This is a genomic window from Bradyrhizobium sp. 521_C7_N1_3, from assembly GCF_052075975.1.
In the GTDB taxonomy this organism is placed as follows: domain Bacteria; phylum Pseudomonadota; class Alphaproteobacteria; order Rhizobiales; family Xanthobacteraceae; genus Bradyrhizobium; species Bradyrhizobium japonicum.
Map to the genome: position 1 here is coordinate 8324357 of NZ_CP197232.1, position 25912 is coordinate 8350268.

Consider the following 25912-nt stretch of genomic DNA (forward strand, 5'->3'; position numbering starts at 1 on the left):
CACTTAAGGACTTAGAGCAACGCGGAATCCATGCGTCGGATAACGAACATTGGTATCGTAGCCGTCGCGGTTGGATGGCCTCACATATCTCGAATCGTTCTTCCATGAACCCGAGCGCAGGACATGCGACGAGCAGTCCCCGCCGGTCCATGCCGAGCCGTCACCGGGTGCGCCCTGATAGGTCCTGCGCCAGCAGTCCTCGACCCACTGATCGACGCCGCCGCCCATGTCGTGGAGGCCGAACGGATTCGGTTTGAAGCTGCCGACCTTCGCCGGCTGCTCGGCCGCGAGATCACCGCAATCCTTGCATCCCGCCATGCCCGGCTGGAGCTTGTCGCCCCACCAATATTTCGTCTGCGTTCCGCCGCGCGCGGCGTATTCCCATTCGGCTTCACTCGGAAGCCGATACGACTTCTTCGTGGTCCGCGCGAGCCAGGCCGCATATTGCTGCGCGTCGGTCCAGCTTACATTGGTGATCGGCGCATCGTCCTTGCCGATGGCGGTGAAGCCGCATGCCTTCGCGGCCGCGCATTCGTTCCATTCCTGCACGGTCACCGGATATTTGGCGATCGAGAACGGCTTGACCGTGACCTGGTGGACGGGACGTTCGGTCGGGTCGTCATTGCTTCCCATCGCGAAGCTGCCGCCGCGAATGGCGATCATCTCGGGTTCGCGGAGCGGCGTGGCGGATGGGCTTGGTGCTGGACTTGACGCTGAAGCACTTGGCGCTGAAGCACTTGGCGCTGAAGCACTTGGCGCCGGGGCACTTGACGCCGAAGCACTTGGCGCCGGAGCACTTGGCGCCGGAGCGGGCGATGGAGATGGTGCCGCCAATGAAGGAGACGGCTGCGGCGTTTGTGTCGCGGCTTCTCGCGGTGCAGGTTGCGGGCTCGGTGATGCGACCGGAGCAACGCTCGGCGCGGCGGCCTGCTCAGTCCCCCTGCGCCACGGCTGCGCCAGCAGATACCACAGCACACCGGCAGCGATCACGAGGAGCGTGACGCCGAGAAGAAAGATCAAGGTATTCTCGCGCCGGCCTCGCGTCCGCCCGACCGCATCTGCGTCCGGCAGCACCCGATAGACGCGCACCGGATCGGTGATGTTCTTGACCTTGCGGTCGCCGAGCGACTCATAGCCGCATACCACCTTGTGCTTGATCTGCTCGTAGATCGCGCCCGAGATATAGACCTGACCGGGTTCGGCGATACCCTCGATGCGCGTGGCGATGTTGACTCCGTCGCCGTAGACATCGTCCGGCTCTACGATCACATCACCGAGATTGACGCCAATCCGATATTCGATCCGGGACTCCCTCGGAAGCGAAGCGTTGCGCCCGACGAGATTCTGCTGAATGACGATGCTGCAGCGAACGGCCTCGACGGGACTGTCGAAGATCGCGATGAAGCCGTCTCCCGTCGTCTTCACCAACGTTCCATGGTGTTCGACGATGCTGGGCTCGATGAGATCCCGCTCGATCCGCTTGACGCGAACATGGGTGCCTTCCTCGTCGGCCTGCATCAAGCGGCTGTAGGAAGCGATGTCACCGACGATGATTGCGGCAAGACGGCGCGGCATCGAGCCGTGTGGAGGCGGCTCGTCATGATTTCCGGATCTGAAGTTACGAATCTCGCCCATTGCGGGGAACTCCACAAACGCGGGTGAGCTTACGACATCGAATTTCAGCTGTCTGTGAAGACTATCACATTGATGATCCGCGACAATCTCGCAGAAATCAGCGGAGCCGAGTTCCCGGGCAGAAGCGCCGCACGGATTGAACCTTCTCGGACCGACGGCGGACTAAGGCTCGCGCGACCACACGGCAACGCAGCCTATGCCTGCTTCGACCGCCGCTGCGATGCGCGGCATCTTACCCGATGCCGGCGATTCCTCGCCCGCTTCAGCTGACAGCCTCGGGCTCCGGTTCAGGCTCCGGCACGGAGTGGTCCGAAGGGGCCGGTCGTCCGGCGCCCCAATATTGCTTGCAGGTCTCGAGCAATGCCTTGACGTCCATGGTCAGGCCGCCCGCATTGACGATCACGCTGTCAGCCCCCAGCGTCTTGTTCATCAGCGACAAGGCACGCCTCAGGAAGCCCCCGGAGAATCGCCCGGCAACAAGGGGATCGAGCTTGAGCACCACGAACTTCTGCAGGCGCTGCTCCCAGATCTGTATCTTCCGCACGGAGCTCCAGGCGATGGTCTCGTCGCCGAGCCTGATGTCGCGAATGCCGACGCGGCTGATGAAGACGACCGGCGACCTGGCGGAGATCAACCTCCAGAGCATCCTGAAGGTGGCGAGGCCGAAAAACACCGCGCCGACATAGCAGGCGGCGACCTCGAACGTGGTGATGTTCTTGCCTTGCTGCCACATGAATGCGAGCGCAGCACAGAGCAGCGTCAGCAGCAGACCGGCGCCGAAAGACACCAGTAGCCGTCCCCGGGAATAGCCGATCGTAATGTTGGGCAAGTTCTGACCTACGGACATGTTCGACCGCCACCAGCCTTTTGCAGCAACCCTGGGTTTACGAACGCCCCGTCTTCCAAGTCATTAGGACTGGAACCTTGCGCGAGGCTGCCCACGGGAACGCAAGGCAGCGGCACTTGAACGCGCGGCGTTCGGCTTGCGACTAACCGCCAGTCGGCTCTCACCCCCTCCGATGCGGCCGTCAACAGTTCACGCGCCCGGTGCGACCATGAAGCTTGCCCCCCTCCTTCCGCTTGTCCTTGCCACCTTCGTCGGCGCCGCCCGCGCCGAGGAGGCCGACGATATCCGCGAGCCGACCAAGGCCGAGGCCGAAACCTTCAACACGCGCATGTATGCCGGGACACCCGGCAGCAAGGCCTATGCCTGCTTCGTCCGTCGCTACGATGCCGCGCATCTGGCGCGGCATCCGAAGCAGAAGGTCGCCTCGATGAAGCTGCTGGTCTCGGCGGAATTGGACAAGGAGGACAAGGAGCTCCACAACTCCTTCCGGCTCGGCTTCAGATACCGCCATCGCTCCGGCGATTTCGACTCCAGTGGCTCCTGTAACCACGCTGTTTTCACCCAGGACGGCATCGAGATCCGGCTCGGCTGCGGTGTCGACTGCGAAGGCGGCGGTATCGGCGTTGCGCTCTCCAGGGACGATAAGTCGGCGATCGTACGGCTGGCGCGGGTCAGGGTCTGGCAGAACAACAAGCCGGATGACGAAGCCGAGCAATCACTGGTCGCTGGTGCCGACGACGGCATTTTCCGCCTCGACCGCACCGACAACCGCGAATGCGCCTCGCTGGTGACGGACCGCAAGGAACTCGCCGCGCTGCGTCACAAGTGATAGGCCTCGGCGAAATCAGGCCAGTCCGAGGGAGATCGCCATGAACCGCCGGAGCATCTTGTGGAGCGCCCTCTCGGCCCTGGGCGCGGCGCTTGGCGGCTCCAGCGCGAAGGCCGCGACGGAAGCCGGCACAGGCAGCAAGCTCAAGGTCGTGTATCACCTGAGCGACGCCGAGAAGGTCAATTTCGTGCTCGGCAACATCCAGAACCACATTGACGGCGTCGGCGGTCCCCAACACGTCACCATCGCGCTGGTGATCCACGGGCCGGCGCTGAAGGCGTTTCACCGGGCGCAGGCCAACCCCGACCTCGGCAAGCGCGTCGGCGATTTCTCCAGGGACGGTATCGAGCTCGCGGCGTGCGCCAACACGATGAAGACGCAGAACGTCACCCTGACGGGCTTGCTGCCGGGCTTCGTCAGCGCGGAGAAAGGCGGCGTGGTCCGCTTGGCCGAACTCCAGTCGCAGGGTTATCTCTACCTACGGCCTTAGACATTGCGCGCGGCGCCGCCACATTCTCCATCATTGCGAGCGCCACATCCTCTCATCGTACTTGACTTACCCATAACTCTACAGTTATGAGTTGATCCATAACTTATGGGTTATGGATTTCACATGTCCGCCGCGCACGATCTTCTGTTCAGGACGCTCGCCGATCCGACCCGGAGGGCGATCTTCGAGCGGCTGTGCCGCGACGGCGAGCAGACGGTCGGAGCACTGACCGCGACCTCAGGCGTTTCCCAGCCGGCGGTCTCGAAACATCTCGGCGCGCTGAAGCAGGCCGGACTGGTGCGCGACCGCCATGCAGGACGCCAGACCCATTACAGCGCGCAGCCGGGCGCGCTGAATCCGCTGATCGACTGGACCGGCCAGATGGCCGGCTTCTGGCAGAACCGGCTCGATGCACTCGACGATCTCCTGAAGAGGATGGACCAATGACCGAAGCTGCCGCCGAGATGCGCTCCGTGGTGATCGAGCGCGAATTTGCCTTTCCGGCCGAGCGGATCTGGCGCGCGCTGACGCAGCCGCATCTGATCGAGGAATGGCTGATGAAGAACGACTTCAAGCCGGTCGTCGGTCATCGCTTCAATCTTCGCGGCGAATGGGGCGGCGTGCTGGACTGCGAGGTCCTCACCATCGAGCCGCAGCGCGCGCTCGCCTATACCTGGAATTTCTCGCATGAGGACGCGGCGTTCGATCTGAAAAGCGTGGTGACCTTCACGCTGACACCGACGAACGCGGGCACGCATTTGCGCGTCGAGCAGGCGGGCTTCAGCCCGACGCAGAAGCAGGCCTATGGCGGCGCGCATGCCGGCTGGAAGCAGTTTTTCGCCAAGCTGGACGAGGTGCTGGCGCGGGCTGACTAGGTCCGTCGCCGGCCTTCATTCGATCATCTCAAGAGGAGGTTTCATTGACCGGGAATATGTGGGTTCGACAGATCCATCGCTGGCTGTCCATCGCTTTCACGCTCGCCGTGATCGCGAACATTGTTGCCTTGACGCTGCAAATCCAGGCCACCTGGATCGGGCTGCTGGCATTCGTCCCGCTGATTCCGTTGCTCGCTACCGGGCTCTACATGTTCGCGCTGCCCTATGTCGGCCGTCGCAGCGGCGCGCGGCAAGAGGCGTGATCATGAAGAAGGCGGTGACCGCGAAGGCAAGCAGCGCGACCAAGACGGACGGCGCTTCACCCTCCAGGATGATCGACGGCAGGATCAAGGAGCTCAGTGACTGGCGCGGCGAGATGCTGGGGCGAATCCGCGACCTGATCAAGGAGGCCGATCCTGACGTCGTCGAGGAGTGGAAATGGCGCGGCGTTCCCGTGTGGGAGCACGACGGCATCATCTGCACCGGCGAGACCTACAAGGCCGTCGTGAAGCTGACTTTTGCCAAGGGCGCGGCGCTGGACGACCCGGCCGGCCTGTTCAATTCGAGCCTCGACGGAAACGTGCGCCGCGCGATCGACATTCGCGAAGGCGAAAAGATCAACGAGAAGGCGTTGAAAGCGCTGATCTGCGCGGGGGTGGAGCTGAATGCGTCCACGAAGAAGCCGGCGAAGAAGCGATCGACTTAAGCGATCCACTTAAAAGAGTCGTTGTGAAGCCACGGACGCCTTCCTTCTTCCCTTGTGAGAGAAGGTGGCATAGGCGCCCACGGCCGCCGTTCTTAAGAACGCCGAAGCAAAGCTTCGGCTATGGCGCCGGATGAGGGGTCTCCATCAACACGGGAAGGTGCGGATAGATACCCCTCACCCCAATGAGCTTGTGTTCACCTGCGTCGCTGCCCCTCTCCCACAAGGGGCGAGGGCGCATCAACGCGCATCTCGCAGTATTGCTTCGCTTGTCAGCCGCCTCAGGCCGCCGCCGGGATCGGGCGCGGGCTTACGACATATTCGCGCAGGACCTTGTCGTTGGCGTCGACCTCGATCAGTGAGACGTCGTAAGTCCAGAGATCGGCGAGGTGCTGGAGCACGCGCTTGGCGTCGGTCTCGTTGAGCTGCGAGCCCTTGATGACGTGATGATGCAGGATCAGCCGGCGGTCGCCGGAGAGATCGACGTCGACCACTTCGATATTGGCATCGATGAAGCCGACATCATGCTGCCGCGCCAGCTCGCGCCGCACCCGGCGGAAGCCGCGATCGTCGTGGATGGCATCGACCCGGATGCCGGCGCGCTCCTCGGGATCGTCGTGCAGGTGGAACATGCGGAAGTGCCGCATCAGCTTCGGGCTCAGGAACTGCGCGATGAAGCTTTCGTCGCGGTAGTTGACCCAGACGTCGCGCAGCACGCCCATCACGTCGTTCTTGCCCGCAATGTCGGGGAACCACTCGCGGTCCTCGTCCTCCGGACTGGTGACGATGCGCTCGATATCCTGCATCACGGCAAAGCCGAGCGCATAGGGATTGAAGCCGGAGAAGCGCGGATCGTCGAATTCGGGCTGGAACACCACGTTGGTGTGCGATTGCAGGAATTCGAGGAAGTTGCCGTCGGAGATGCGGCCTTGCTGATGCAGCTTGGTCATGATGCGATAGTGGACGTAGGTCGCCGTCCCCTCGTTCATCACCTTGGTCTGGCTCTGCGGATAGAAATATTGCGCGATGTGGCGGACGATGCGCAAAAGCTCGCGCTGCCAGGGCGCCAGCCGCGGCGCGCTCTTCTCCAGGAAGTAGAGCAGGTTTTCCTGCGGCAGGCCGAGCAGCTTGCGGCGGCGTTCGATGCTGAGCGCGGAGCGGGTCTTCGACGCCCCCTTCGGCACGGTACGCCAGAGGTCGTTGAAGACTTCCTCCTCGTGCTGACGGCGGCGCCCTGCCCGCTTCTCCTCGGAGCGCAGATCCAGCTTCTTCTTGCCGGGATAGCGATCGATGCCATGCGACATCAGCGCATGCGCGGCATCCAGGGTGCGCTCGACCTCGACGCGGCCGTAGCGCTCCTCGCAGGTCATGACGTAGTTCTTGGCAAAGTCGAGATAGTCCAGAATGCCGTCGGCGTCGGTCCACTGCTTGAACAGATAGTTGTTCTTGAAGAAGTGGTTGTGGCCGAAGGCGGCGTGGGCGATCACCAGTGTCTGCATCGTCGCCGTGTTCTCCTCCATCAGGTAGGAGATGCAGGGCGAGGAGTTGATCACGATCTCATAGGCGAGCCCCATCAGGCCCTTGCGATACGAGGCCTCGTGGAACGCGAAGTGCTTGCCGAACGACCAGTGCTTGTAGAACAGCGGCATGCCGACGGACGAGTAGGCATCCAGCATCTGCTCGGCGGTGATGACCTCGATCTGGTTCGGATAGACGTCGAGCCCGAGATCCTTCATCGCCACCTCCTCGCAGGCATCGGTGATGCGCTGCAAGGTGTGGAAATCCCAATCGGCGCCTTCGAACAAGCGTTCCGTCATGGAGCGGCTTTCTCCTGGGAAGTTTCGCGGCGCTGGAACAGATCGTGGAACACCGGGAAGATCTCGCTGCGCTCGCTGACCTTGCGCATCGAGAGCGGTGCGCCGCTGTTGCGCATACGGTCGTAGAGGGTCCAGAGCGAGGAGTCGGAGAGATCGAAGGCGCTGCCGCCGGACTCCCCGACCTCGAGATAGGCAAAGAACTGGCAGACCGGCAGGATCTTGTCGGTCAGCAGCGTGCCCGTGAGCTCGCCGTCGGAATAGGAATTGTCGCCGTCGGAGGCTTGCGCGGCGTAGATGTTCCAGTCCGACGGGTTGAAGCGCTCGCGCACGATCTCGTGCATGGCGTGGAGCGCGCTCGAGACCAGCGTGCCGCCCGAGGCCGGACCGTAGAAGAAGGTCTGCTCGTCCACCTCCTCGGCGCGGTCGGTGTGGCGGATGAAGACGATCTCGACATGCTTGTAGCGCCGCTTCAGGAACACGTAGAGCAGCATGTAGAAGCGCTTGGCGAGATCCTTCATGTGCTCGGACATCGAGCCGGAGACGTCCATCAGGCAGAACATCACCGCCTGCGCGACCGGCCGCGGCACCTTCTCGTAGCGGCGGTAGCGGATATCGAGCGGGTCGACGAAGGGAATGCGCTTGGTCTTCGCCTTCAGCTTTTCGAGCTCGGCGAGCAGCAGCACACGCTCGTCCTCGTCGGTGCATGCCGCGATCGCGGCTTCCAGCTCCTCGATCTCCTCCTTGCGGGGACGCCTGAGCGCGATGCGGCGCGCCAGCGCGAGCTTCACCGTCCGGCTGACCGAGATGTTGGCGGGCGAGCCGGACGTGGTGTAGCCGGCGCGCTGGATGCCCTCGCTCTCGGTCTGCGCGATTTTGCGCTTGGCAAGATCCGGCAGCTCGAGGTCGTCGAGGAACAGATCCACGAACTCGTCGCGGGAGAGGACGAAGCGGAACGCGTCCTCGCTGTCGCCTTCGCCGGGACCGGAATCCTTGGCGCTGCCCTGGCCGGATCGCTGGAGGTAATCGCCCTCGATGAACTTCTTGTTCCCGGGCAACACCATGTCGCGCGTTCCGCCTTCACGGCGGAAACGCGGCTCGTGCATGCCGTCGAGCGGTATGGTGACCTCACCACCCTCCAGGACATCCTTGATGTCGCGTTCCTGCGAGGTCCTCTTGACGGCGCCCTGCACCAGGGATTTGGCCCGACGCAAGAACCGCTGCCGGTTCTCAAGACTCTTGCCGCCTGGATTCAGGCGCCTGTCAATAATGTGAATGGGCACTTTTCCATCCGCCTTAACCGGCCTGCTTCACACGCATGTACCATTCGACGAGCCGGCGAACCTGACGCTCGGTGTAGCCGCGCTCCACCATGCGTGCGACGAACTCGCCGTGCTTCTTCTCCGTCTCGCCGTCCTTCTTCGACCCGAAGGAGATGACCGGAAGCAGGTCCTCGACCTGCGAGAATATCCGCTTTTCGATCACGTCGCGAATCTTCTCGTAGGAGATCCAGGTCGGATTCTTGCCGCTGTTCTGGGCCCGCGACCGTAACGAGAATTTGACCACCTCGTTGCGGAAGTCCTTCGGGTTGGCGATGCCCGCCGGCTTCTCGATTTTGGTCAGTTCCTGGTTCAAAAGCTCGCGATCCAGCAGCTGGCCGGTGTCGGCATCCTTGAAGTCCTGATCCTCGATCCAGGCATCGGCGTAGTCGACGTAGCGGTCGAACAGATTCTGGCCGTAATCCGAGTAGGATTCGAGATAGGCCTTCTGGATCTCGTTGCCGATGAACTCGGCGTAGCGCGGCGCCAGCTCCGCCTTGATGAATTCGAGATAGCGCTTCTCGACTTCCTCGGGGAGCTGCTCGCGGCGGATCGACTGCTCCAGCGCGTACATCAGATGCACGGCGTCGGCCGCGACTTCCTGCGGATCGTGGTTGAAGGTCGCAGCCAGTATCTTGAAGGCAAAGCGGGTGGAGACGCCGTCCATGCCTTCGTCGACGCCGGCGGCATCGCGATATTCCTGGACGCTCCGTGCCTTCGGATCGGATTCCTTCAGGCTCTCGCCGTCATAGACCCGCAGCTTGCCGAACAGCGTGGAGTTCTCGTGCTTGCGCAGGCGCGACATCACCGAGAACCGCGCCAGCGTCTCCAGCGTCGAGGGTGCGCACGGCGCGGCCGCCAGCTCCGAGCCCTGGATCAGCTTTTCGTAGATCTTCTGCTCTTCGGTGACCCGGAGGCAGTACGGCACCTTGATCACGCAGATGCGGTCGATGAAGGCCTCGTTGTTCTTGTTGGCCTTGAAGCTCGACCACTCGGCTTCGTTCGAGTGCGCGAGGATCACGCCGGTGAAGGGAATCGCGCCGATATTCTCGGTGCCGATGTAGTTGTTTTCCTGCGTTGCGGTCAGCAACGGGTGCAGCATCTTGATCGGCGCCTTGAACATCTCGACGAATTCAAGGATGCCCTGGTTGGCGCGATTGAGGCCGCCCGAATAGCTGTAGGCGTCGGGATCGTTCTGCGCGTAGGTCTCGAGCTTGCGGATGTCGACCTTGCCGACCAGCGACGAGATGTCCTGGTTGTTCTCGTCACCAGGCTCGGTCTTGGAGACCGCGATCTGGCGCAGCCGCGACGGCTGGATCTTGGCGACACGGAATTGCGAGATGTCGCCGCCGAAGGCTTCCAGCCGCTTGTAGCACCACGGGCTCATCAGGCCGGTGAGACGCCGGCGCGGAATGCCGTACTTCTCCTCCAGCATCGGCCCGAGATGATCGGGATCAAACAGGCTGAGCGGGCTTTCAAACACCGGGCTCAATTCATCGCCGGCTTTGAGCACGTAGATCGGCTGCACTTCCATCAGCGACTTCAAGCGCTCGGCGAGCGAGGATTTGCCGCCGCCCACGGGGCCGAGCAGATAGAGGATCTGCTTGCGCTCCTCCAAGCCTTGCGCCGCGTGACGGAAGAAACCGACGATGCGCTCGATGGTTTCTTCCATGCCGTAGAAGCCGGCGAAAGCTGGATAGGTCCGGATGGTGCGGTTCAAAAAAATACGGCCAAGGCGTGGGTCCTTGGCCGTGTCAATCGTCTGGGGCTCACCGATGGCTGCTAGCAGTCGCTCGGCCGCGTTCGCGTATTTCATGGGATCGCTTCGACACGATTCCAGATATTCCGCCATCGACATGTCGTGTTGGCTTCTCGCCTCGAACGACTTAGCGAAAGCGTTGAATAGAGAATCGTTATACATGATCCCTCTCCGCGTGAGTTCCGCCACAAGCTGAAACGAAAGCAGTTACCGGACCGTTCCTCAGGCCATTTCGAATCAGCGTGAGCACATGACGATCATTGGACACCCTGGTGCCGACACGACGCAACGCACAACGTAGGCACTCATTGAGTTACGAACAGGCACATGCCTGTAATTTGTGCGAATCTGTATCTATCTTCGCTCATTTCCAGAAAATGTCACTTGGTCGCAACATCCGGGCATTACCGGGGATGAGCCCATCCGGCACTGCAACATGGAGCGATCTGCGAGCGGCAATCTTATGACGCTTGTACGGCGAAGCCTTGCGTGCCGCGTTCATCTTCCTGCTGCAATGCGGTGCGCGCAGCGCTCGCGGCATGACAATCGCGGCAAGCGCGCAGCAGTGTATCAAAATCGGTCGCCAAACCCTCGGAGCGGATGACAATCCGTTCATTCTGCCGTTCATTCTGCCGTTCGTTCTCCGCACGGGGCGCCAAGGTGCTCATGGTGCAGAGCTGCCGCTGCAAGGCCGGCGTCAGCGCCAGTACGATCGCCTTGTGGCCGCGGCTTTCCTCAGCCGAAATCTCCGCAATCGAGTCCCACAGCAGAAATTCGTTGCCGATGCGGAGGTCGCGGATGCCATAGGGGGTGACGATCACCACCGGTCCCCGCTCGGCGGGCAGCAGCCAGATCAGCCGGCCGGTCACCAGGCCGAACAGCACGACGCCGGCATAGCCGACCGTCGTATCGTAGTCGCCCAGACCGTCCCACCAGTCGAAAGCAAGGGTCGCGCTGAACAGGGTCAATGCGAAGCCCGCCGCGACCAGCAGCCGCAGTTGGGTCGTACATGGGCTGATTTCGAGATCGTGGGTCGCATCGATGCATGCGGCCGGCGCGTCCGATTGCGGGCTGTCGGCAACGGCGAGCGTCAGGCGGTCATGATGTGCGTGCATGCTCTTCCCCAGCATGGCCATTCGCGGCCGAGCGACGATCTATCAGGCGGACCGTAATCCGCAGATGACACTCCACGCAGACTGGGCTGACGAGACGAAGCGGCTCCGTTGCGTAACGAGCCCCTGGCCACTGCTCCGGCCGACGACTTTTTACGCAACACGGCTACTTCCGCCTGGATCGCCATGATCGCGACGGAGTTACACTGGAGGGTAAGACGCCTATCCCCTTGATTGGTTCCCTCCCGGGAGCATGTAGGCTAGAGGATAGCGCGTCAGGACCGGGGCGGAAACCCCTCGCCCGCAGGCTTGGAGATAAATAAACATCATGAATCCCGTCAAAGAACTGGAAAAGCACGGACAAGCCGTCTGGCTGGACTTCCTCGCCCGTGGCTTCATCGCCAAGGGCGACCTGAAGCGGCTGATCGACACCGACGGCGTCAAGGGCGTCACCTCCAACCCGTCGATCTTCGAGAAGGCGATCGGCAGCTCGGACGAGTATGACGCCCCGATCGGCAAGGCCCTGAAGCGCGGCGACCGGACCGTGGCCGACCTGTTCGAAGCCGTCGCGATCGAGGACATCCAGAACGCCGCGGACGTGCTCCGCCCGGTCTATGACCGCCTGAAGGGCGGCGACGGCTATGTCAGCCTGGAAGTCTCGCCCTATCTGGCGATGGACACCGCCGGCACGGTCGCCGAGGCGCGGCGGCTCTGGAAGCATGTCGACCGCAAGAACCTGATGGTGAAGGTGCCGGCGACGCCGGAGGGCCTGCCGGCGATCGAGACGCTGATCGGCGACGGCATCAGCATCAACATCACGCTGTTGTTCGCCAGGGACGTCTACCTCCAGGTCGCCGAGGCCTATCTCGCCGGTCTGGAAAAATACGTCGCCGGCGGCGGCGACCCGTCGCACGTGGCGAGCGTCGCGAGCTTCTTCGTCAGCCGCATCGACTCGGTCGTCGACAAGCAGCTCGACGAGAAGATCGCCCGCGCCAACGATCCATCCGAGAAGGAGCGGCTCGCCGCGCTGAAGGGCAAGGTCGCGATCGCCAACGCCAAGGTCGCCTACCAGGATTACAAGCGCCTGTTTTCCGGCCCGCGCTGGGACAAGCTGGCTGCCAAGGGCGCCAAGCCGCAGCGGATGCTGTGGGCCTCCACCGGCACCAAGAACAAGGATTACAGCGACGTGCTCTATGTCGAGGAGCTGATCGGCCCCGACACCATCAATACCGTGCCGCCGGCGACGCTCGATGCTTTCCGCGACCACGGCAAGCCGCGCGACAGCCTTGAAGAGAACGTCGACGACGCCCGCCGCGTGCTGGAAGAACTGGAGCGCTCCGGCGTCTCGCTCGAGGCAATCACCGAGGAGCTCGTCAAGGACGGCGTCAAGCAGTTCGCCGATGCCGCCGACAAGCTCTATGGCGCCGTCGCCCACAAGCGGGCAACCGTGCTCGGGCCCGCGATCGACCACCAGCTTCTCTCGCTCGGCGACGGCCTCGGCAAGGCGGTGGCCAAGAGCACCGAGGAATGGCGCGCGTCGGCAAAGATCCGCAGGCTGTGGCAGCACGACAAATCGGTCTGGACCGGCACCGACGAGGACAAATGGCTCGGCTGGCTCGACAGCGCGGCGAAGGCCGACGTCGCCGACTATGAGGACTATGCGAGCCGCGTGAAGGGCCAAAGGTTCTCCGATGCCGTCGTGCTCGGCATGGGCGGATCGAGCCTTGGCCCCGAGGTGCTGGCCGAGACTTTTGCGCGGAAGTCCGGCTTCCCGAAATTGCACGTGCTGGATTCCACCGATCCGGCACAGGTCCGGGCAATGGAGGCCAGGATCGACATCGCCAACACCGTGTTCATCGTCTCCAGCAAATCCGGCGGGACCACCGAGCCGAACGCGATGAAGGATTATTTCCACGAACGCGTCGCACAGGCGGTCGGGCCGAAAGTGAAGACCGGCCACCGCTTCATCGCGGTGACCGATCCCGGCTCGTCGCTGGAGAAGGCGGCGAAGAGCCTCAATTACGCCCGCATCTTCCATGGCGAACCCTCGATCGGCGGCCGCTATTCGGTGCTCTCGCCGTTCGGCCTGGTGCCGGCGGCAACCGCGGGCATCGACGTCAAGACGCTGATCAAACACGCGCTCTCCATGGCACGCTCCTGCGGACCCGACGTGCCGCCAGGTGAGAACCCGGGCGTCCAGCTCGGCCTTGCCATGGGCATCGCCGGCCTCGAAGGCCGCGACAAGGTGACGATCCTGTCGTCGAAGAAGATCGCCGATTTCGGCGCCTGGGCCGAGCAGCTGATCGCGGAATCGACCGGCAAGGAAGGCAAGGGCCTGATCCCGATCGCCGGCGAGCCACTCGGCGAGCCCGCGCTCTACGGCAACGACCGCTTCTTCATCGACATTCGCACCGAAGGCGAAGCGGACGCCGCGCATGACTCCAAGCTTGCCGCGGTCGAAGCCGCCGGCCATCCCGTCGTGCGCATCGTGATGAAATCGATCGACCATCTCGGCCAGGAGTTCTTCCGCTTCGAGATGGCGACGGCGGTGGCGGGCAGCATCCTCGGCATCAACCCGTTCGACCAGCCGGACGTGGAAGCGGCCAAGATCAAGACCCGCGAGCTCACCGCGTCGTTCGAGAAGACCGGTGCATTGCCGGCCGAACAGCCGGTGGTCAGCACCGACGAGGCCGATCTCTACACCGACGAGGCCAACGCCACGGCGCTGCGCGCCGCCGGCGCCAACGGCGACCTCACCTCGTGGCTGAAGGCGCATCTCTCCCGCTCGGGCCATGGCGACTATGTCGCCCTGCTCGGCTACATCGCGCGCGACAAGGCGACGATCGACGCACTCCAGACGATGCGTCTCGAAGTGCGCGAGAAGCGTCACGTCGCAACTTGCGCCGAGTTCGGACCGCGCTTCCTGCATTCGACCGGGCAGGCCTACAAGGGCGGGCCCGACAGCGGCGTGTTTCTCCAGATCACCGCTGACGATGCCAAGGACTTGTCGGTGCCGGGCCAGAAGGCGAGCTTCGGCGTGATCAAGGCCGCGCAGGCGCGCGGCGACTTCGACGTGCTCACCGAGCGCGGCCGGCGCGCGCTCCGGGTCCACCTCAAGGGCGGGCTCAAGAAAGGTCTCGCGGCGCTCAACGCCGCGCTTAACGATGCGCTGAACTAAGGGAATCTCTCGATGCAACTCGGCATGATCGGCCTCGGCCGGATGGGCGGCAACATCGTTCGCCGCCTGATGCGCCACGGTCATACGACCGTGGTCTACGACAAGGACGCCAAGGCCGTCGCGGGTCTCGCCGCGGACGGCGCACAGGGTTCGGCGACGCTGGAAGAGTTTGTCGCCAAGCTGGAGCGGCCGCGCGCCGCCTGGGTGATGCTGCCGGCCGGCCACATCACCGAGACGACGATCGACACGATCGCGGCCGTGATGCAGGCCGGCGACGTCATCATCGACGGCGGCAACACGTTCTGGCAGGACGACGTCCGTCGCGGCAAGGCGCTGAAGGAGCGCGGCATCCATTATGTCGATGTCGGCACCTCAGGCGGCGTCTGGGGGCTCGACCGCGGCTATTGCATGATGATCGGCGGCGAGAAGCAGGTGGTCGACCGGCTCGATCCGATCTTCGCCGCGCTCGCGCCCGGCGCCGGCGACATTCCGCGCACGGAGGGACGTGAGGGGCGCGATCCCCGCATCGAGCAGGGCTACATCCATGCAGGTCCCGTGGGCGCCGGCCATTTCGTCAAGATGATCCACAACGGCATCGAATACGGCCTGATGCAGGCCTATGCCGAAGGTTTCGACATCCTCAAGAATGCCAACATCGAGGCCTTGCCGGCGGATCATCGCTACGATTTCGACCTTGCCGACATCGCCGAGGTGTGGCGGCGCGGCAGCGTGATCCCGTCCTGGCTGCTCGACCTCACCTCGACGGCGCTCGCCGACAGCCCTGCGCTTGCGGAATATTCCGGCTTCGTCGAGGATTCCGGCGAAGGCCGCTGGACCGTGAATGCCGCGATCGACGAGGCCGTGCCGGCTGAAGTTTTGACCGCGGCCCTCTACACACGTTTCCGTTCCCGCAAGGAACACACCTTCGCCGAAAAAATTCTCTCCGCGATGCGCGCGGGTTTCGGCGGCCACAAGGAGCCGAAGCAGCCGGGCGCTTCGAAATCCAAATAAGAGCCGAAGTCAAAAGTAACAGAGCGAAGGCCGATCATTCGTGACAAAAGACCCGCAGGCCAAGCGCAAGCCCGAAAATTGCGCCTTCGTCATCTTTGGCGCGACCGGTGACCTCACCCATCGGCTGGTGATGCCGTCGCTCTACAATCTCGCCGCCGAGCACCTGTTGCCGGAGAAGTTCTGCGTCGTCGGCGTGGCCCGCAACCGCCAGTCCGATGACGAGCTGCGGGACAGCCTGCTGAAGGGTCTGCGGCAATTCGCGACGCGGCCCGTGGACGACGACATTGCCCGGAAGCTGCTGGAATGCGTGACCTTCGTCGAAGCCGATCCGAAAGATCCACCCTCCTTCGACCGCCTGCGCGAGCATCTGGATTCGCTGGAATGCGCGCAGGACACTGGCGGCAACCGCCTGTTCTATCTGGCAACGCCGCCCGCCGCCTTCGCGCCGACCGCGCGCGAGCTCGGCCGCACCGGCATGATGAAGGAGAACGGCGCCTGGCGGCGGCTCGTGATCGAGAAGCCGTTCGGCACCGACCTCGCCTCGGCCAAGGCGCTGAATGCCGAACTGCTGAAGATCATGGACGAGCACCAGATCTACCGGATCGATCACTATCTCGGCAAAGAGACGGTGCAGAACATCATGGTGCTGCGCTTCGCCAACGGCATGTTCGAGCCGATCTGGAATCGCAACCACATCGACCACATCCAGATCACGGTGGAGGAGAAGCTCGGCGTCGGCCATCGCGGCGGCTTCTACGACGCCACCGGCGCGCTGCGCGACATGGTGCCGAACCATCTGTTCCAGCTGATGTCCCTGGTCGCGATGGAGCCGCCTGCGCGCTTCGACGCCCATTCCGTGCGCTCCGAAAAGGCCGATGTGCTGACGTCGATCCAGCAGCCGACCCGGGAAGAGGCGCTGAGGAATTCGGTACGCGCGCAATATCTGGCCGGTCGCATCGGCGACGACGAGATCACGGACTATCGCAAGACCGAGGACGTCAAGCCCGGCAGCACCACCGAGACCTTTGTCGCACTCAAGCTGATGATCGACAATTGGCGCTGGGCCGGCGTGCCGTTCTATCTGCGCACCGGCAAGGCGCTCGGTCACAAGCGAACCGAAGTCGCGATTAAGTTCAAGCAGGCGCCGCTGTCGATGTTCTCAGGCACGACGGTCGACCGCCTGTCGCAGAACTTCCTCACCATCGGCATCGCGCCGACCGAGACCATCGAGCTTCAGTTCAATGCCAAGATTCCGGGGCCGAGCGTCACCATCGACGGCGTCGAGATGAAATTCCGCTACGGCGACTATTTCCGCGCCGATCCCTCGACCGGCTATGAGACGCTGATCTACGACTGCATGATCGGCGACAACATCCTGTTCCAGCGCGCCGACGGCATCGAGGCCGGATGGCAGGCGGTGCAGCCGTTCCTGGATGCCTGGAAAAGCGAAGGCACCAACGGCATCGAGACCTATGACGCCGGCAGCGACGGCCCGGCCTGCGCCGATGAATTGCTCCGGCGCGACGGGCGCAGCTGGCGGAAGTATTCGTGATGGCTGCGGCCGACCAGCCGAAGCTGATCATCGAGGCCGACGCCGAGGCGCTGGCGCAGGCCGCAGCCGAACGGGTGATGGCGCGGATCGCCGCCAATCCCGGGCAGATCGCGATCTGCCTTACCGGCGGCTCCAGCCCGAGGAAGCTCTATCAATTGCTCGGCAGCGACGCGTATCGCGGCAAGATCCCGTGGGACCGCGTGCACTGGTTCATCGGTGACGAGCGTTTCGTGCCTTCGAGCGATCCCCTCAACAACATGGCAGTCGCGCGCGCGACCTTTCTCGACCGCAATGCGCCGTCCGGGCATATTCACCCGATCCCGACCACGGCTGAAAGCCCCGAAGCGGGTGCCGAGGCCTATGCGCGCGAGCTTCAGTCCTTCTACGGCGCCAAAAACCTCGATCCGGCACGGCCGCTGTTCGACATGGTCCTGATGGGCGCGGGCCCGGACGGCCACACCGCCTCGCTTTTCCCCGGCTACCCCGCGGTTGAGGAGACCACACGCTGGGTGGTCGGCGTCCCCAAGGCCAATGTCGCGCCGTTCGTGCCGCGGGTGTCGCTGACCCTGCCCGTCTTGGCCTCCTGCCGCGAAATGCTGTTCGAGATTGCCGGGCACGACAAGCAGCCGATCTTGACGCGCCTGCTCAATGGCGAGACTCTGCCGGCTGTACGCGCGCGCTCGAATGGCGAGACCGTCTGGCTGGTCGACCAGGCCGCGCTTCCGGAGGGAATTCGTGGCGGGCGTTGAAGCACCTTGTGCGTTGATCGTGATGGGCGTGTCGGGTTCAGGCAAGAGTACGGTTGCGGAGGCGCTCGGGCAGCGGCTCGGCTGGCGTTTCGAGGACGGCGACAGCTTTCACCCCGCCAGCAATGTCGAGAAGATGCGGGCCGGCCATCCCCTCACCGACGAGGACCGCTGGCCTTGGCTCAACGCCATTGCCGACGAGATCGCGCGGGTTTGCGACAAGGGCGAGCATGTGATCATCGCCTGCTCGGCGCTGAAGCACACCTATCGCGACGTGCTGCTGCGTGGACGCGACGACGTCCGCTTCGTCTTCCTGAGGGGCACCAAGGAGTTGATTGCCGCCCGCCTCGCGCAACGCAAGGGGCATTTCATGCCGCCCGAACTGCTGACGAGCCAGTTCACGACGCTGGAGCCACCCGAGGCTGGCGAGCACGTCGTTACCGTTTCGATCGACGAATCCGTCGAGGCGATCGTCGACGGCGTGGTCCGGCAATTGAAGCTGAGCGGGGCGAAACGCTGAGGCCGAGAAACCCTGAGGTCCTGCCATGACGAAAATCTCACTGGTCGTCTCCGACGTCGACGGCACGCTGCTGACCAAGGACAAGACGCTGACGGAGCGCGCGCGGTCCGCGATCCAGCGGCTGCACAAGGCCGGCATCGGCTTCACCATCACCTCCAGCCGCCCCGCGATCGGCATGCGGTTCCTGATCGAGCCGCTGGCGCTCTGGCTGCCGATCGGCCCGTTCAATGGCTCCTCGATCGTCGATCCCGAGATGCATCCGGTCGAGCAGCACCTGATCCCGGCGAGCGCGGCTGAACGGTCGCTAAAAATCCTCCGCGAGTTCGGTGCCGACATCTGGCTCTTCACCACCGACAAATGGTTGATCGACAATCCCAGCGGGAAATACGTCGCGCATGAAGAGCACACGATCCGCTCCGCCCCGACCATCGTGGCGGATTTTGCGCCGTATCTCACCAGCGCCTGCAAGATCGTCGGCGCCAGCGCCGATGCGGCCGGCCTGGAGCGTTGCGAGAAGGCGATGCAGGAGGCGCTCGGCAGCGCGGCCACCGCGGTGCGCTCGCAGACCTATTATCTCGACATCACGCCGCCCGGCTTCGACAAGGGCACCTTCGTGCAGGCGATGGCCAAGCGCCTTGGTATTTCCACCGAGGCGGTCGCCACCATCGGCGACATGCAGAACGACCTTGCGATGTTCCGCGTCAGCGGCACCTCGATCGCCATGGGCAATGCCACCGACAGCGTCAAGGACCAGGCCACCCACGTCACCGCGACCAACGAACAGGACGGTTTTGCGGAGGCGATGGAGGTGATTTTGAAGCGGAACGGGGTGGGCTGAGCGATCAATCTATCGGTGCGCGACCTTGGGACTTGAGCAGCTGACTTTTCGAGACGATGGTGCGCAGCTGTTCCGGCAGGCACTGACCTTGGATCGATTGCACCGGCTCGAGGCGGTTCTGTCCCATTTGCCGCCCGATCACGCCGGACTGAGGCTGAGAGGCGTCGAGGGTCTCGCGCCGTTCCTTGCCGCGAGCGGAGATATCGGATGCTGTGCCGCGTCGGTGCTTGGAGAGACTTGTCGCCCGGTCAGGGCTATCCTGTTCGACAAGACGGCTGCGACGAACTGGGCGCTGGGCTGGCACCAGGATCGCACCATCGCCGTGAAGGAGCGCGTCCCGGTCGATGGTTTCGAGACATGGAGCGTCAAGAGCGGCATGCATCATGTCGAACCGCCCTTCACGCTGCTCTCCGACATGGTGACCCTGCGAGTTCACATTGATCCGGTCCCGGCCAGCAATGCACCGCTATTGATCGCACCCGGATCGCACAGGCTTGGCCGAATTCCTGAGGAGGACGTGAAGGACGTCGTCCGGCGTTGCGGCGCGGTCGCATGCCTGGCCGAGCCCGGCGACGTCTGGCTCTATGCAACACCCGTTCTCCACGCGTCGGACGCGGCGATCGCTCCGATGCATCGCCGTGTCCTCCAAGTGGACTTTGCCGTCGGCGAGCTTCCCTGCGGCCTGGAGTGGCTCGGGGTCTAGGGCGCAAGCGGCCTCGACCAGGCTGTCTCTACTTCGACCGCTGCACGGCCGGCTTCTCGCTCTCCTGCCTCGCCGCCGACAGATTGTGCGCGGTGTTGATCAGCGCGATGTGGGTCAAGGCCTGCGGGAAATTGCCGGTCTGGCGCCGGGCGCCTGAATCATACTCTTCGGCCAGGAGGCCGACGTCGTTCGCGATGCCGACCACGCGGTCGAGTAAGGCTTGCGCCTTGTCGAGATCGCCGGCCAGCACATGCGCATCGGCCAGCCACAGGCTGCACGCCAGGAACGCGCCCTCGATCGGCTGCGTCTCCTCGGACACCTCGCGCGGATCGTGGCGCAGCACGAAGCCGTCGCGCATCAGGTGCCGTTCGGCGGCCGCGATGGTGCCGCGGATGCGCGGGTCTTGCGCCGGAAGGAAGCCGACCGCCGGCAGCAGCAACACGCTGGCATCGAGCAGCTTTGCGCCGTAGGACTCGACGAAGGCGTTTTCCTCCGCGTCAAATCCCTTGTTGCAGACGTCGCGATGAATGGCTTCGCGCAACGCGCGCCAGTGCAGCAGCGGCGCCTTGAAGCCGAAGGTCTCGGCGCTCTTGATGCCGCGGTCGAACGCGACCCAGGTCATCACTTTGGAGAAGACGTAGTGCCTCGGCTGTCCGCGCCGTTCCCAGATGCCGTGATCGGGATGGTCCCAGACCTCGGCAAGATGGTTGAGCACGGCGCATTCCAGCGCCCAGGTCGTCTCGTCGTCGAGCTTGAGCTTGGCCATGCGCGACTGGTGGAAGGCGTCGATCAGCTCGCCGTAGACGTCGAGCTGGAGCTGCGCATGCGCGGCATTGCCGACCCGCACCGGCTGGGCGCCCTCATAGCCGTCGAGCCAGCCCGCTTCCCATTCCAGCAGACGCCGCTGGCCCCAGATGCCGTACATGATCTGCATGTTCGCCGGCGAGCCTGCCGCGGCGCGTAAGAGCCAATTGTGCCAGGCCAATGCCTCCTCGGTGTAACCCGAGTTCATCAGCGCCAGCAGCGTGAAGGTCGCATCGCGCAGCCAGCAGAAGCGGTAATCCCAATTCCTGGCGCCGCCGAGCTTCTCCGGCAACGAGGTGGTGGGCGCCGCGACGATGCCGCCGGTCGGGTCGAAGGTCAGAGCCTTCAGCGTGATCAGCGAGCGTAGGATCAGATCGTGATATTCGCCGTCGCGGGTGCAGCGGCTGCACCATTCGTTCCAGAATTTTACGGTCTCCTGGAAGGCGATCTCCGGATCAATCGGCGCGGGCGGATCGAGATGCGAGGGGCCGTAGGTCAGCACGAATGGCACCGTCTCGCCGGCCTTCACGTCGAAATCGGAGACCGTGGTGAGATCCTCGCCGCGGGTCTCCACCGGGGTGCGCAGCACCGTCATGTCCTGGCCGGCGACCGCCAGCAGCGAATGGTCGATGCGTCGCACCCAGGGAATGTCGACGCCGAAGCCGAAGCGGATGACGAGCTCCATCCGCATCTTCACCGTGCCCGTGAGGCCGCGGACCAGCCGCACGATGTCGGAGGCCTTGCCGCGCGGCGGCATGAAGTCGATCAGCGCAACGGCGCCGCTCCTGGTCTCGAAGCGCGTTTCGAGGATGAGGGTGTTGCCGAGATAGCGGCGCGAGATACCGGTGATGTCTTCGCCTGGCGCGATCAGCCAGCGGCCGTTCTTGTGCGTGCCGAGGATCGCGGCAAAGCAGGCATCGGAATCGAACGCCGGCCAGCACAGCCAGTCGATCGAGCCGTCGCGCCCGACCAGCGCTGCGGTCTCGCAATCGCCGATCAGCGCATAGTCCTCGATCCTCTGAGCCAATGTGTTACGAGCCCCGGAAAATCCGCCGTTTCAACTCCCGCCGGTCAACGAGCGTTCCCGCGTCGCCGCCTTCAAGGCCGTAACATCGACCTTCGCGGCGATCTTGTCGAGCGCCACCGGCAGGCGCTGGCGCCAATTCGGATGCTCATCGATCGTACCGGGAATGTTGGGCTGGTCAATCACGCCGAGCAGATCCTCCAGCGACACCGCCAGAAGCCGCGACGGCGTCCGCGACAGGAAGGCGAGCACCGAATAGAGATCGTTGGCGTTGATGCCGTTCTGGCGCAGGATCTCGTCGAGCCTGCCGAGCGCATCCCAGCGCGCCTGGTCGTTCTCGCCGGGGTCGAGCCCGAGCGAGCGCTTCATCTTGAGATCGCTGAAGGAGCGCCAGCCGGCATAGGTGCACAGATCATGCGTGTTCAGCGTGACCAGCGCATTGGGTCGGTAATGGTCGGCATTGCGGAAACGGCCGGCATCGTCGCGCTCGAACATCATGACGAGGTAGGACCAGATGCCGAAATCCTGCATGGTCTCGCGGAAACCTTCCGGCACGGTGCCGAGGTCCTCGCCGATCACGATGCATTTGTGCGCCGCGCTCTCGCGCACCACGGCGCCGAGCAGCGCTTCGAACGGCATCTGCACATAGGCACCGTTGTCCGGCTTGAAGCCGCGCGGCACCAGATACAGCCGCTTCAAGCCCAGCACGTGATCGAGCCGGATCGCGCCGGCATGGCGCATCGAGGCGGCCAGCATGTCGGCGAACGGCACGAAAGATTGCGCCTCCAGACCACCGGCATTGAAGCCGGCAAGGCCCCAATCCTGTCCGACGGTGTTGAGCACGTCGGGCGGCGCGCCGACGGCGAGATGGCGCGAAATCGCCATCTGCTCGTTCCAGGCGTCGAAGCCGTTGGACTGCACGCCGACGGCGACGTCGAGATAGAGCCCGACGCGCATGCCGAGCTGGCCGGCCAATTCCTTAGCGGCATGTAATTGGCTATCGGCCGTCCATTGCACGAATTCGACGAACTCGACCTCGCGCTTGTCGGGACCGTTGCGGAGCTCGGCGCATTTGGCTTCATCCGGCTGCTGCCACTCTTGCGGCCACTCCCACCAAGGCCCGGCGAAGCGATGCCGCAGCACCTCGAAGCAGGCAAAGCGGGACAACAGCGGCGCGCGGTCGGCGCGGAAGGCGTCGAATTCCTCGCGGCGCGCCTCGCTCGCACTCGTCACGAAACTGTCGTAGGCGGCGCGCAGGGCGAGCCATTTCAGCGCCGCCATGTCCGCATAGGGCACACGATCGCCTTCGCGCAGCCGCGCGGCGGTTGCGGCCGCGTCGGGGACGAGGTCGGCGGAAAATTCCGGGATCGCCTCGACGTCGATATAGAGCGGGTTGAGAAACAGCCGGCTGTTCGGCGAATAGGGGCTGCAATCGGCGGGATGGTTGTCGAACAGGACATGCAGCGGATTGAGCCCGACGCCATCGGCGCCGAGCTGCCTGGCGAGCCGGACGAGATCGGCGAGGTCGGTGAAATCGCCAATGCCCCAATTGCGGTCCGAGCGGACGCTGTAGAGCTGCACGGCAAGCAGCCAGCCACGGGCGAAATCGCCGCCGAAGGCGCGTTCGGGCGCCACGATCATCGGCACCTCTTCCGCAACCCCCTTGGCATCGGTCAGCGTCAACCGGTGATAACCGAGCGGCAGGCCGGCGGGCCAGGCGATCACGGGCTCGCGCGTCTCGCCTTGCGCGATCACATTGCCGTTTGCGCGCAATGTCCATTGCAGCGGTGGCGCGCCGATTGTCGTCAATTCGGTGCGCGGATGTCCCAGGGCGCGCACCACCACGGGCCCGCCGACGAAGCGGTAAACCCGCTTCTCTGGCAGGGCCTCGAGGATGGATTTGAGGGCCACGGGATCGGTGACCCGCAGCTTTCCGAGGGCATCGACGAATTCGGACTGAACGCCCTTGATCCGGGCTTGAGCTAAAAGATCCATTCGGCACGCAGCTTGCAGGCCGTCATCCGGCCGGGGGCATGGATTTTAACGAGGTCGTGGAAGAGGTTAGTCAGGGGTAACTCGCAAACCGTGCCTGCCGTTCCCAAGGGAACCAATGACACACAAGCGGCTTTCTATATTGGTATCAAGCGTAGGTTCCCGACAAGGGAAACGGGCTCCTGCTTTCTTGTCAATGGCATCACCGTGAACAAGACAATTCAAACTGTCGAGAGTGCCGCAGCCGGCGGCGCTTTCCTCATCGAAGATATCTATCCCTCGATCGACGGCGGCCGTTTCGCCGTGAAGCGGATTGCGGGCGAACGGGTCGACGTCTGGGCGGACATCTATCGCGACGGCAACGCGGTGATCGGTGCCGCGCTGATCTGGCGAGGAGAGCAGGACCGGGAATGGCGGAGCGAGCCGATGATCCATCACGGCAATGACCGTTGGTCCGGCGCCTTCACACCCGTCGAGCCCGGCCAATATGTCTATGCGATCGAGGCATGGACCGACGAGTTCGCCACCTGGTCGCACGGGGTTGTGCGCAAACGGCGCGCCGGCGCGGACGTCAGCCTCGACGCGATCGAGGGCGCCGGCCTCCTGACCAAGGCGCATGGCGCCCGGCAGGACGCCGCGGCTGTTATCGTGAAGCAATGCGAGCATTATCTTCAGACCGGCGATGTCGGCTCGCTGCTGGCAGCCGATCTCGGCGCCGCCATGGCTGAGAGCCAGTCGCGGCCCGACCTGACCCGCTCGCAGAACTTCCCGCTGATCGTCGACCGCGACAAGGCACGCTTCGGCGCCTGGTATCAGATGATGCCGCGCAGCCAGAGCCAGAGTCCCGGCCGGCACGGCACGCTGCGTGACTGCATCGCGCGCGTGCCCGACATCGCCGCGATGGGCTTTGACGTGCTCTACTTCACGCCCATCCACCCCATTGGCCGCACCCGCCGCAAGGGCCGCAACAATGCGCCGGTGGCGACCGAAGGCGATCCCGGCTCGCCCTATGCGATCGGCACGGCCGAGGGCGGGCACGATGCACTGCATCCCGAGCTCGGCACGATCGAGGATTTTCGCGCGCTGGTCGCAACCTGTCTCGAATACGGCCTCGAGCTCGCGCTCGACTTCGCCGTGCAATGCTCGCCGGACCATCCCTGGCTGACGCAGCATCCGGAATGGTTCAAATGGCGGCCGAATCGTGCGGTGCGGACGGCGGATGATCCCTATTCGGACATCGTCATCCCGGATTTCGCCTCCGTCGACAGGGCCGGGCTCTGGAACGCGTTTCGCGATGCCATGCTGTTCTGGATCGACCACGGCGTCACCATCTTCGCCATCGACAATCACGACACCGCGCCGCTTCCGTTCTGGGAGTGGCTGATCAGCGACATCCGCCGCCGCCATCCCGAGGTGATCCTGTTCTCCAAGACATTTGCGCGGCCGAAGCTGATGCAGGGCCTCGCCAAGCTCGGCTTTGCACAGTCCTTCAGCTATTTCCCCTGGCGCACGGCGAAGTGGGAGCTGGAGCAATATCTGGGCGAGCTGACGCGCTATCCCGAGCGCGATTTTTATCGGGCGAACCTGTTCGTGAGCACGCCCGACCTGCTGCCCTATCATCTCCAGGGCGGCGAGCCCTGGGCGTTCAAGTCGCGTGTCGCGCTGGCCGCGACGCTGTCCGGCAGCTATGGCATCTACAGCGGGTTCGAGCTGCTGGAGCGTGACGCGATTCCCGGCCGCGAAGAATATCTCGATTCCGAGAAATACCAGTTCAAGCCGCGCGACTGGGACCGGCCCGGCAACATCAAGCCCTACATCGCCGCGCTCAATCGCATCCGCAACGATAACGCCGCACTTCAGCAAACGGAGAATTTGCGCTTCCTCGGTATTGAGGACGGCGAGACGATCGCCTTTGCCAAGGAGGCGGCTGATCCAGCCAACGCCGTCGTCGCGGTCATCGCCCTCTCGGGCCATGTGCGCGAAGTCTGGTTGCCGCTGGGCGACCTCACCATCGACGCCGACGGCGCACGCCGCCACGTTACCGCACTCGAAAATCTCATCACAGGCGAACAGTCCCGCATCGAATGGGGCGGGATCAAATTACGTATCGACCCCGACCGCGACCCGGCGCTGCTGTTCCGCTGCCTGGCGTAAGGATCAC

22 protein-coding genes are annotated in these 25912 nt (G+C 63.9%); 14 read left to right on the plus strand and 8 right to left on the minus strand.

Features of this window, described 5'->3' with window-relative positions; genetic code table 11:
- Positions 1-3 precede the first annotated feature (3 nt).
- Both AB7008_RS39180 and AB7008_RS39185 read right to left on the minus strand, forming a co-directional pair.
- Positions 4-1635: an SUMF1/EgtB/PvdO family nonheme iron enzyme gene (locus AB7008_RS39180; RefSeq protein WP_441260526.1), complete on the minus strand. Its 1632-nt coding sequence runs from the start codon at positions 1633-1635 to the stop codon at positions 4-6.
- A 262-nt stretch (positions 1636-1897) separates the two neighbouring features.
- Positions 1898-2482, minus strand: coding sequence for an STM3941 family protein (locus AB7008_RS39185; protein WP_441260527.1), 585 nt, complete (start codon positions 2480-2482; stop codon positions 1898-1900).
- A 208-nt stretch (positions 2483-2690) separates the two neighbouring features.
- Here AB7008_RS39185 and AB7008_RS39190 point away from each other — a divergent pair, with 208 nt between their 5' ends.
- The 6 genes from AB7008_RS39190 to AB7008_RS39215 all read left to right on the plus strand — a co-directional run bounded on the left by AB7008_RS39190 (position 2691) and on the right by AB7008_RS39215 (position 5382).
- Positions 2691-3311, plus strand: a complete 621-nt coding sequence (locus tag AB7008_RS39190) for a hypothetical protein (protein WP_304491175.1) — start codon at positions 2691-2693, stop codon at positions 3309-3311.
- 40 nt (positions 3312-3351) lie between these two features.
- The gene (locus tag AB7008_RS39195; protein WP_248879594.1) at positions 3352-3801 is read left to right on the plus strand and encodes a DsrE family protein; all 450 of its coding nucleotides are present in this window, start codon (positions 3352-3354) and stop codon (positions 3799-3801) included.
- Positions 3802-3924: 123 nt separating this feature from the next.
- Complete coding sequence (locus tag AB7008_RS39200; protein WP_028170635.1) at positions 3925-4248, plus strand: ArsR/SmtB family transcription factor; 324 nt, start codon at positions 3925-3927, stop codon at positions 4246-4248.
- Entirely contained in the window at positions 4245-4676 is a 432-nt protein-coding gene (locus AB7008_RS39205; protein WP_014492803.1) for an SRPBCC family protein, read from the plus strand. Before AB7008_RS39200 ends, AB7008_RS39205 begins: the two co-directional genes overlap by 4 nt.
- Positions 4677-4720: 44 nt before the next feature.
- Positions 4721-4939 carry a hypothetical protein gene (locus AB7008_RS39210; protein WP_028156239.1) on the plus strand — a complete coding sequence of 73 codons (219 nt, stop codon included), beginning with the start codon at positions 4721-4723 and terminating at the stop codon, positions 4937-4939.
- 2 nt (positions 4940-4941) lie between these two features.
- The gene (locus tag AB7008_RS39215) at positions 4942-5382 is read left to right on the plus strand and encodes a DUF1801 domain-containing protein (protein WP_441260528.1); all 441 of its coding nucleotides are present in this window, start codon (positions 4942-4944) and stop codon (positions 5380-5382) included.
- 278 nt (positions 5383-5660) lie between these two features.
- Here AB7008_RS39215 and AB7008_RS39220 read toward each other — a convergent pair whose 3' ends face one another.
- The 4 genes from AB7008_RS39220 to AB7008_RS39235 all read right to left on the minus strand — a co-directional run bounded on the left by AB7008_RS39220 (position 5661) and on the right by AB7008_RS39235 (position 11407).
- Entirely contained in the window at positions 5661-7196 is a 1536-nt protein-coding gene (locus tag AB7008_RS39220; protein WP_441260529.1) for a SpoVR family protein, read from the minus strand.
- Positions 7193-8470, minus strand: coding sequence for a YeaH/YhbH family protein (locus AB7008_RS39225; protein ID WP_441261277.1), 1278 nt, complete (start codon positions 8468-8470; stop codon positions 7193-7195). Before AB7008_RS39225 ends, AB7008_RS39220 begins: the two co-directional genes overlap by 4 nt.
- Positions 8471-8489: 19 nt before the next feature.
- Complete coding sequence (locus AB7008_RS39230) at positions 8490-10433, minus strand: PrkA family serine protein kinase (protein WP_028147053.1); 1944 nt, start codon at positions 10431-10433, stop codon at positions 8490-8492.
- Between the two features lie 299 nt (positions 10434-10732).
- A complete protein-coding gene (locus AB7008_RS39235; RefSeq protein WP_441260530.1) occupies positions 10733-11407 on the minus strand; it encodes an STM3941 family protein in 675 nt (224 codons plus the stop codon).
- 304 nt (positions 11408-11711) lie between these two features.
- Between AB7008_RS39235 and AB7008_RS39240 the strand changes: the two genes are divergently transcribed.
- The 7 genes from AB7008_RS39240 to AB7008_RS39270 all read left to right on the plus strand — a co-directional run bounded on the left by AB7008_RS39240 (position 11712) and on the right by AB7008_RS39270 (position 19931).
- Complete coding sequence (locus AB7008_RS39240; RefSeq protein ID WP_441260531.1) at positions 11712-14561, plus strand: bifunctional transaldolase/phosoglucose isomerase; 2850 nt, start codon at positions 11712-11714, stop codon at positions 14559-14561.
- Positions 14562-14573: 12 nt separating this feature from the next.
- Entirely contained in the window at positions 14574-15572 is a 999-nt protein-coding gene (gene gnd, locus AB7008_RS39245; protein WP_441260532.1) for a phosphogluconate dehydrogenase (NAD(+)-dependent, decarboxylating), read from the plus strand.
- A gap of 40 nt (positions 15573-15612) precedes the next feature.
- Positions 15613-17124 (plus strand): glucose-6-phosphate dehydrogenase, encoded by a 1512-nt coding sequence (zwf, locus tag AB7008_RS39250; RefSeq protein ID WP_304491180.1) that lies wholly within the window; start codon positions 15613-15615, stop codon positions 17122-17124.
- The gene (gene pgl / locus AB7008_RS39255) at positions 17124-17873 is read left to right on the plus strand and encodes a 6-phosphogluconolactonase (RefSeq protein WP_441260533.1); all 750 of its coding nucleotides are present in this window, start codon (positions 17124-17126) and stop codon (positions 17871-17873) included. Before zwf ends, pgl begins: the two co-directional genes overlap by 1 nt.
- Complete coding sequence (locus AB7008_RS39260; protein WP_028160656.1) at positions 17860-18390, plus strand: gluconokinase; 531 nt, start codon at positions 17860-17862, stop codon at positions 18388-18390. Before pgl ends, AB7008_RS39260 begins: the two co-directional genes overlap by 14 nt.
- 25 nt (positions 18391-18415) lie before the next feature.
- Entirely contained in the window at positions 18416-19228 is an 813-nt protein-coding gene (locus AB7008_RS39265) for an HAD family hydrolase (RefSeq protein WP_441260534.1), read from the plus strand.
- A gap of 88 nt (positions 19229-19316) precedes the next feature.
- The gene (locus AB7008_RS39270) at positions 19317-19931 is read left to right on the plus strand and encodes a phytanoyl-CoA dioxygenase family protein (RefSeq protein ID WP_441260535.1); all 615 of its coding nucleotides are present in this window, start codon (positions 19317-19319) and stop codon (positions 19929-19931) included.
- Positions 19932-19959: 28 nt separating this feature from the next.
- Here AB7008_RS39270 and AB7008_RS39275 read toward each other — a convergent pair whose 3' ends face one another.
- A complete protein-coding gene (locus AB7008_RS39275) occupies positions 19960-21762 on the minus strand; it encodes a glycoside hydrolase family 15 protein (protein ID WP_441260536.1) in 1803 nt (600 codons plus the stop codon).
- Positions 21763-21792: 30 nt separating this feature from the next.
- Positions 21793-23754: a 4-alpha-glucanotransferase gene (gene malQ, locus AB7008_RS39280; protein WP_441260537.1), complete on the minus strand. Its 1962-nt coding sequence runs from the start codon at positions 23752-23754 to the stop codon at positions 21793-21795.
- A 204-nt stretch (positions 23755-23958) separates the two neighbouring features.
- Between malQ and AB7008_RS39285 the strand changes: the two genes are divergently transcribed.
- On the plus strand, positions 23959-25905 hold the full coding sequence (locus AB7008_RS39285; protein WP_441260538.1) for a maltotransferase domain-containing protein: 1947 nt from the start codon (positions 23959-23961) through the stop codon (positions 25903-25905).
- Positions 25906-25912 lie beyond the last annotated feature (7 nt).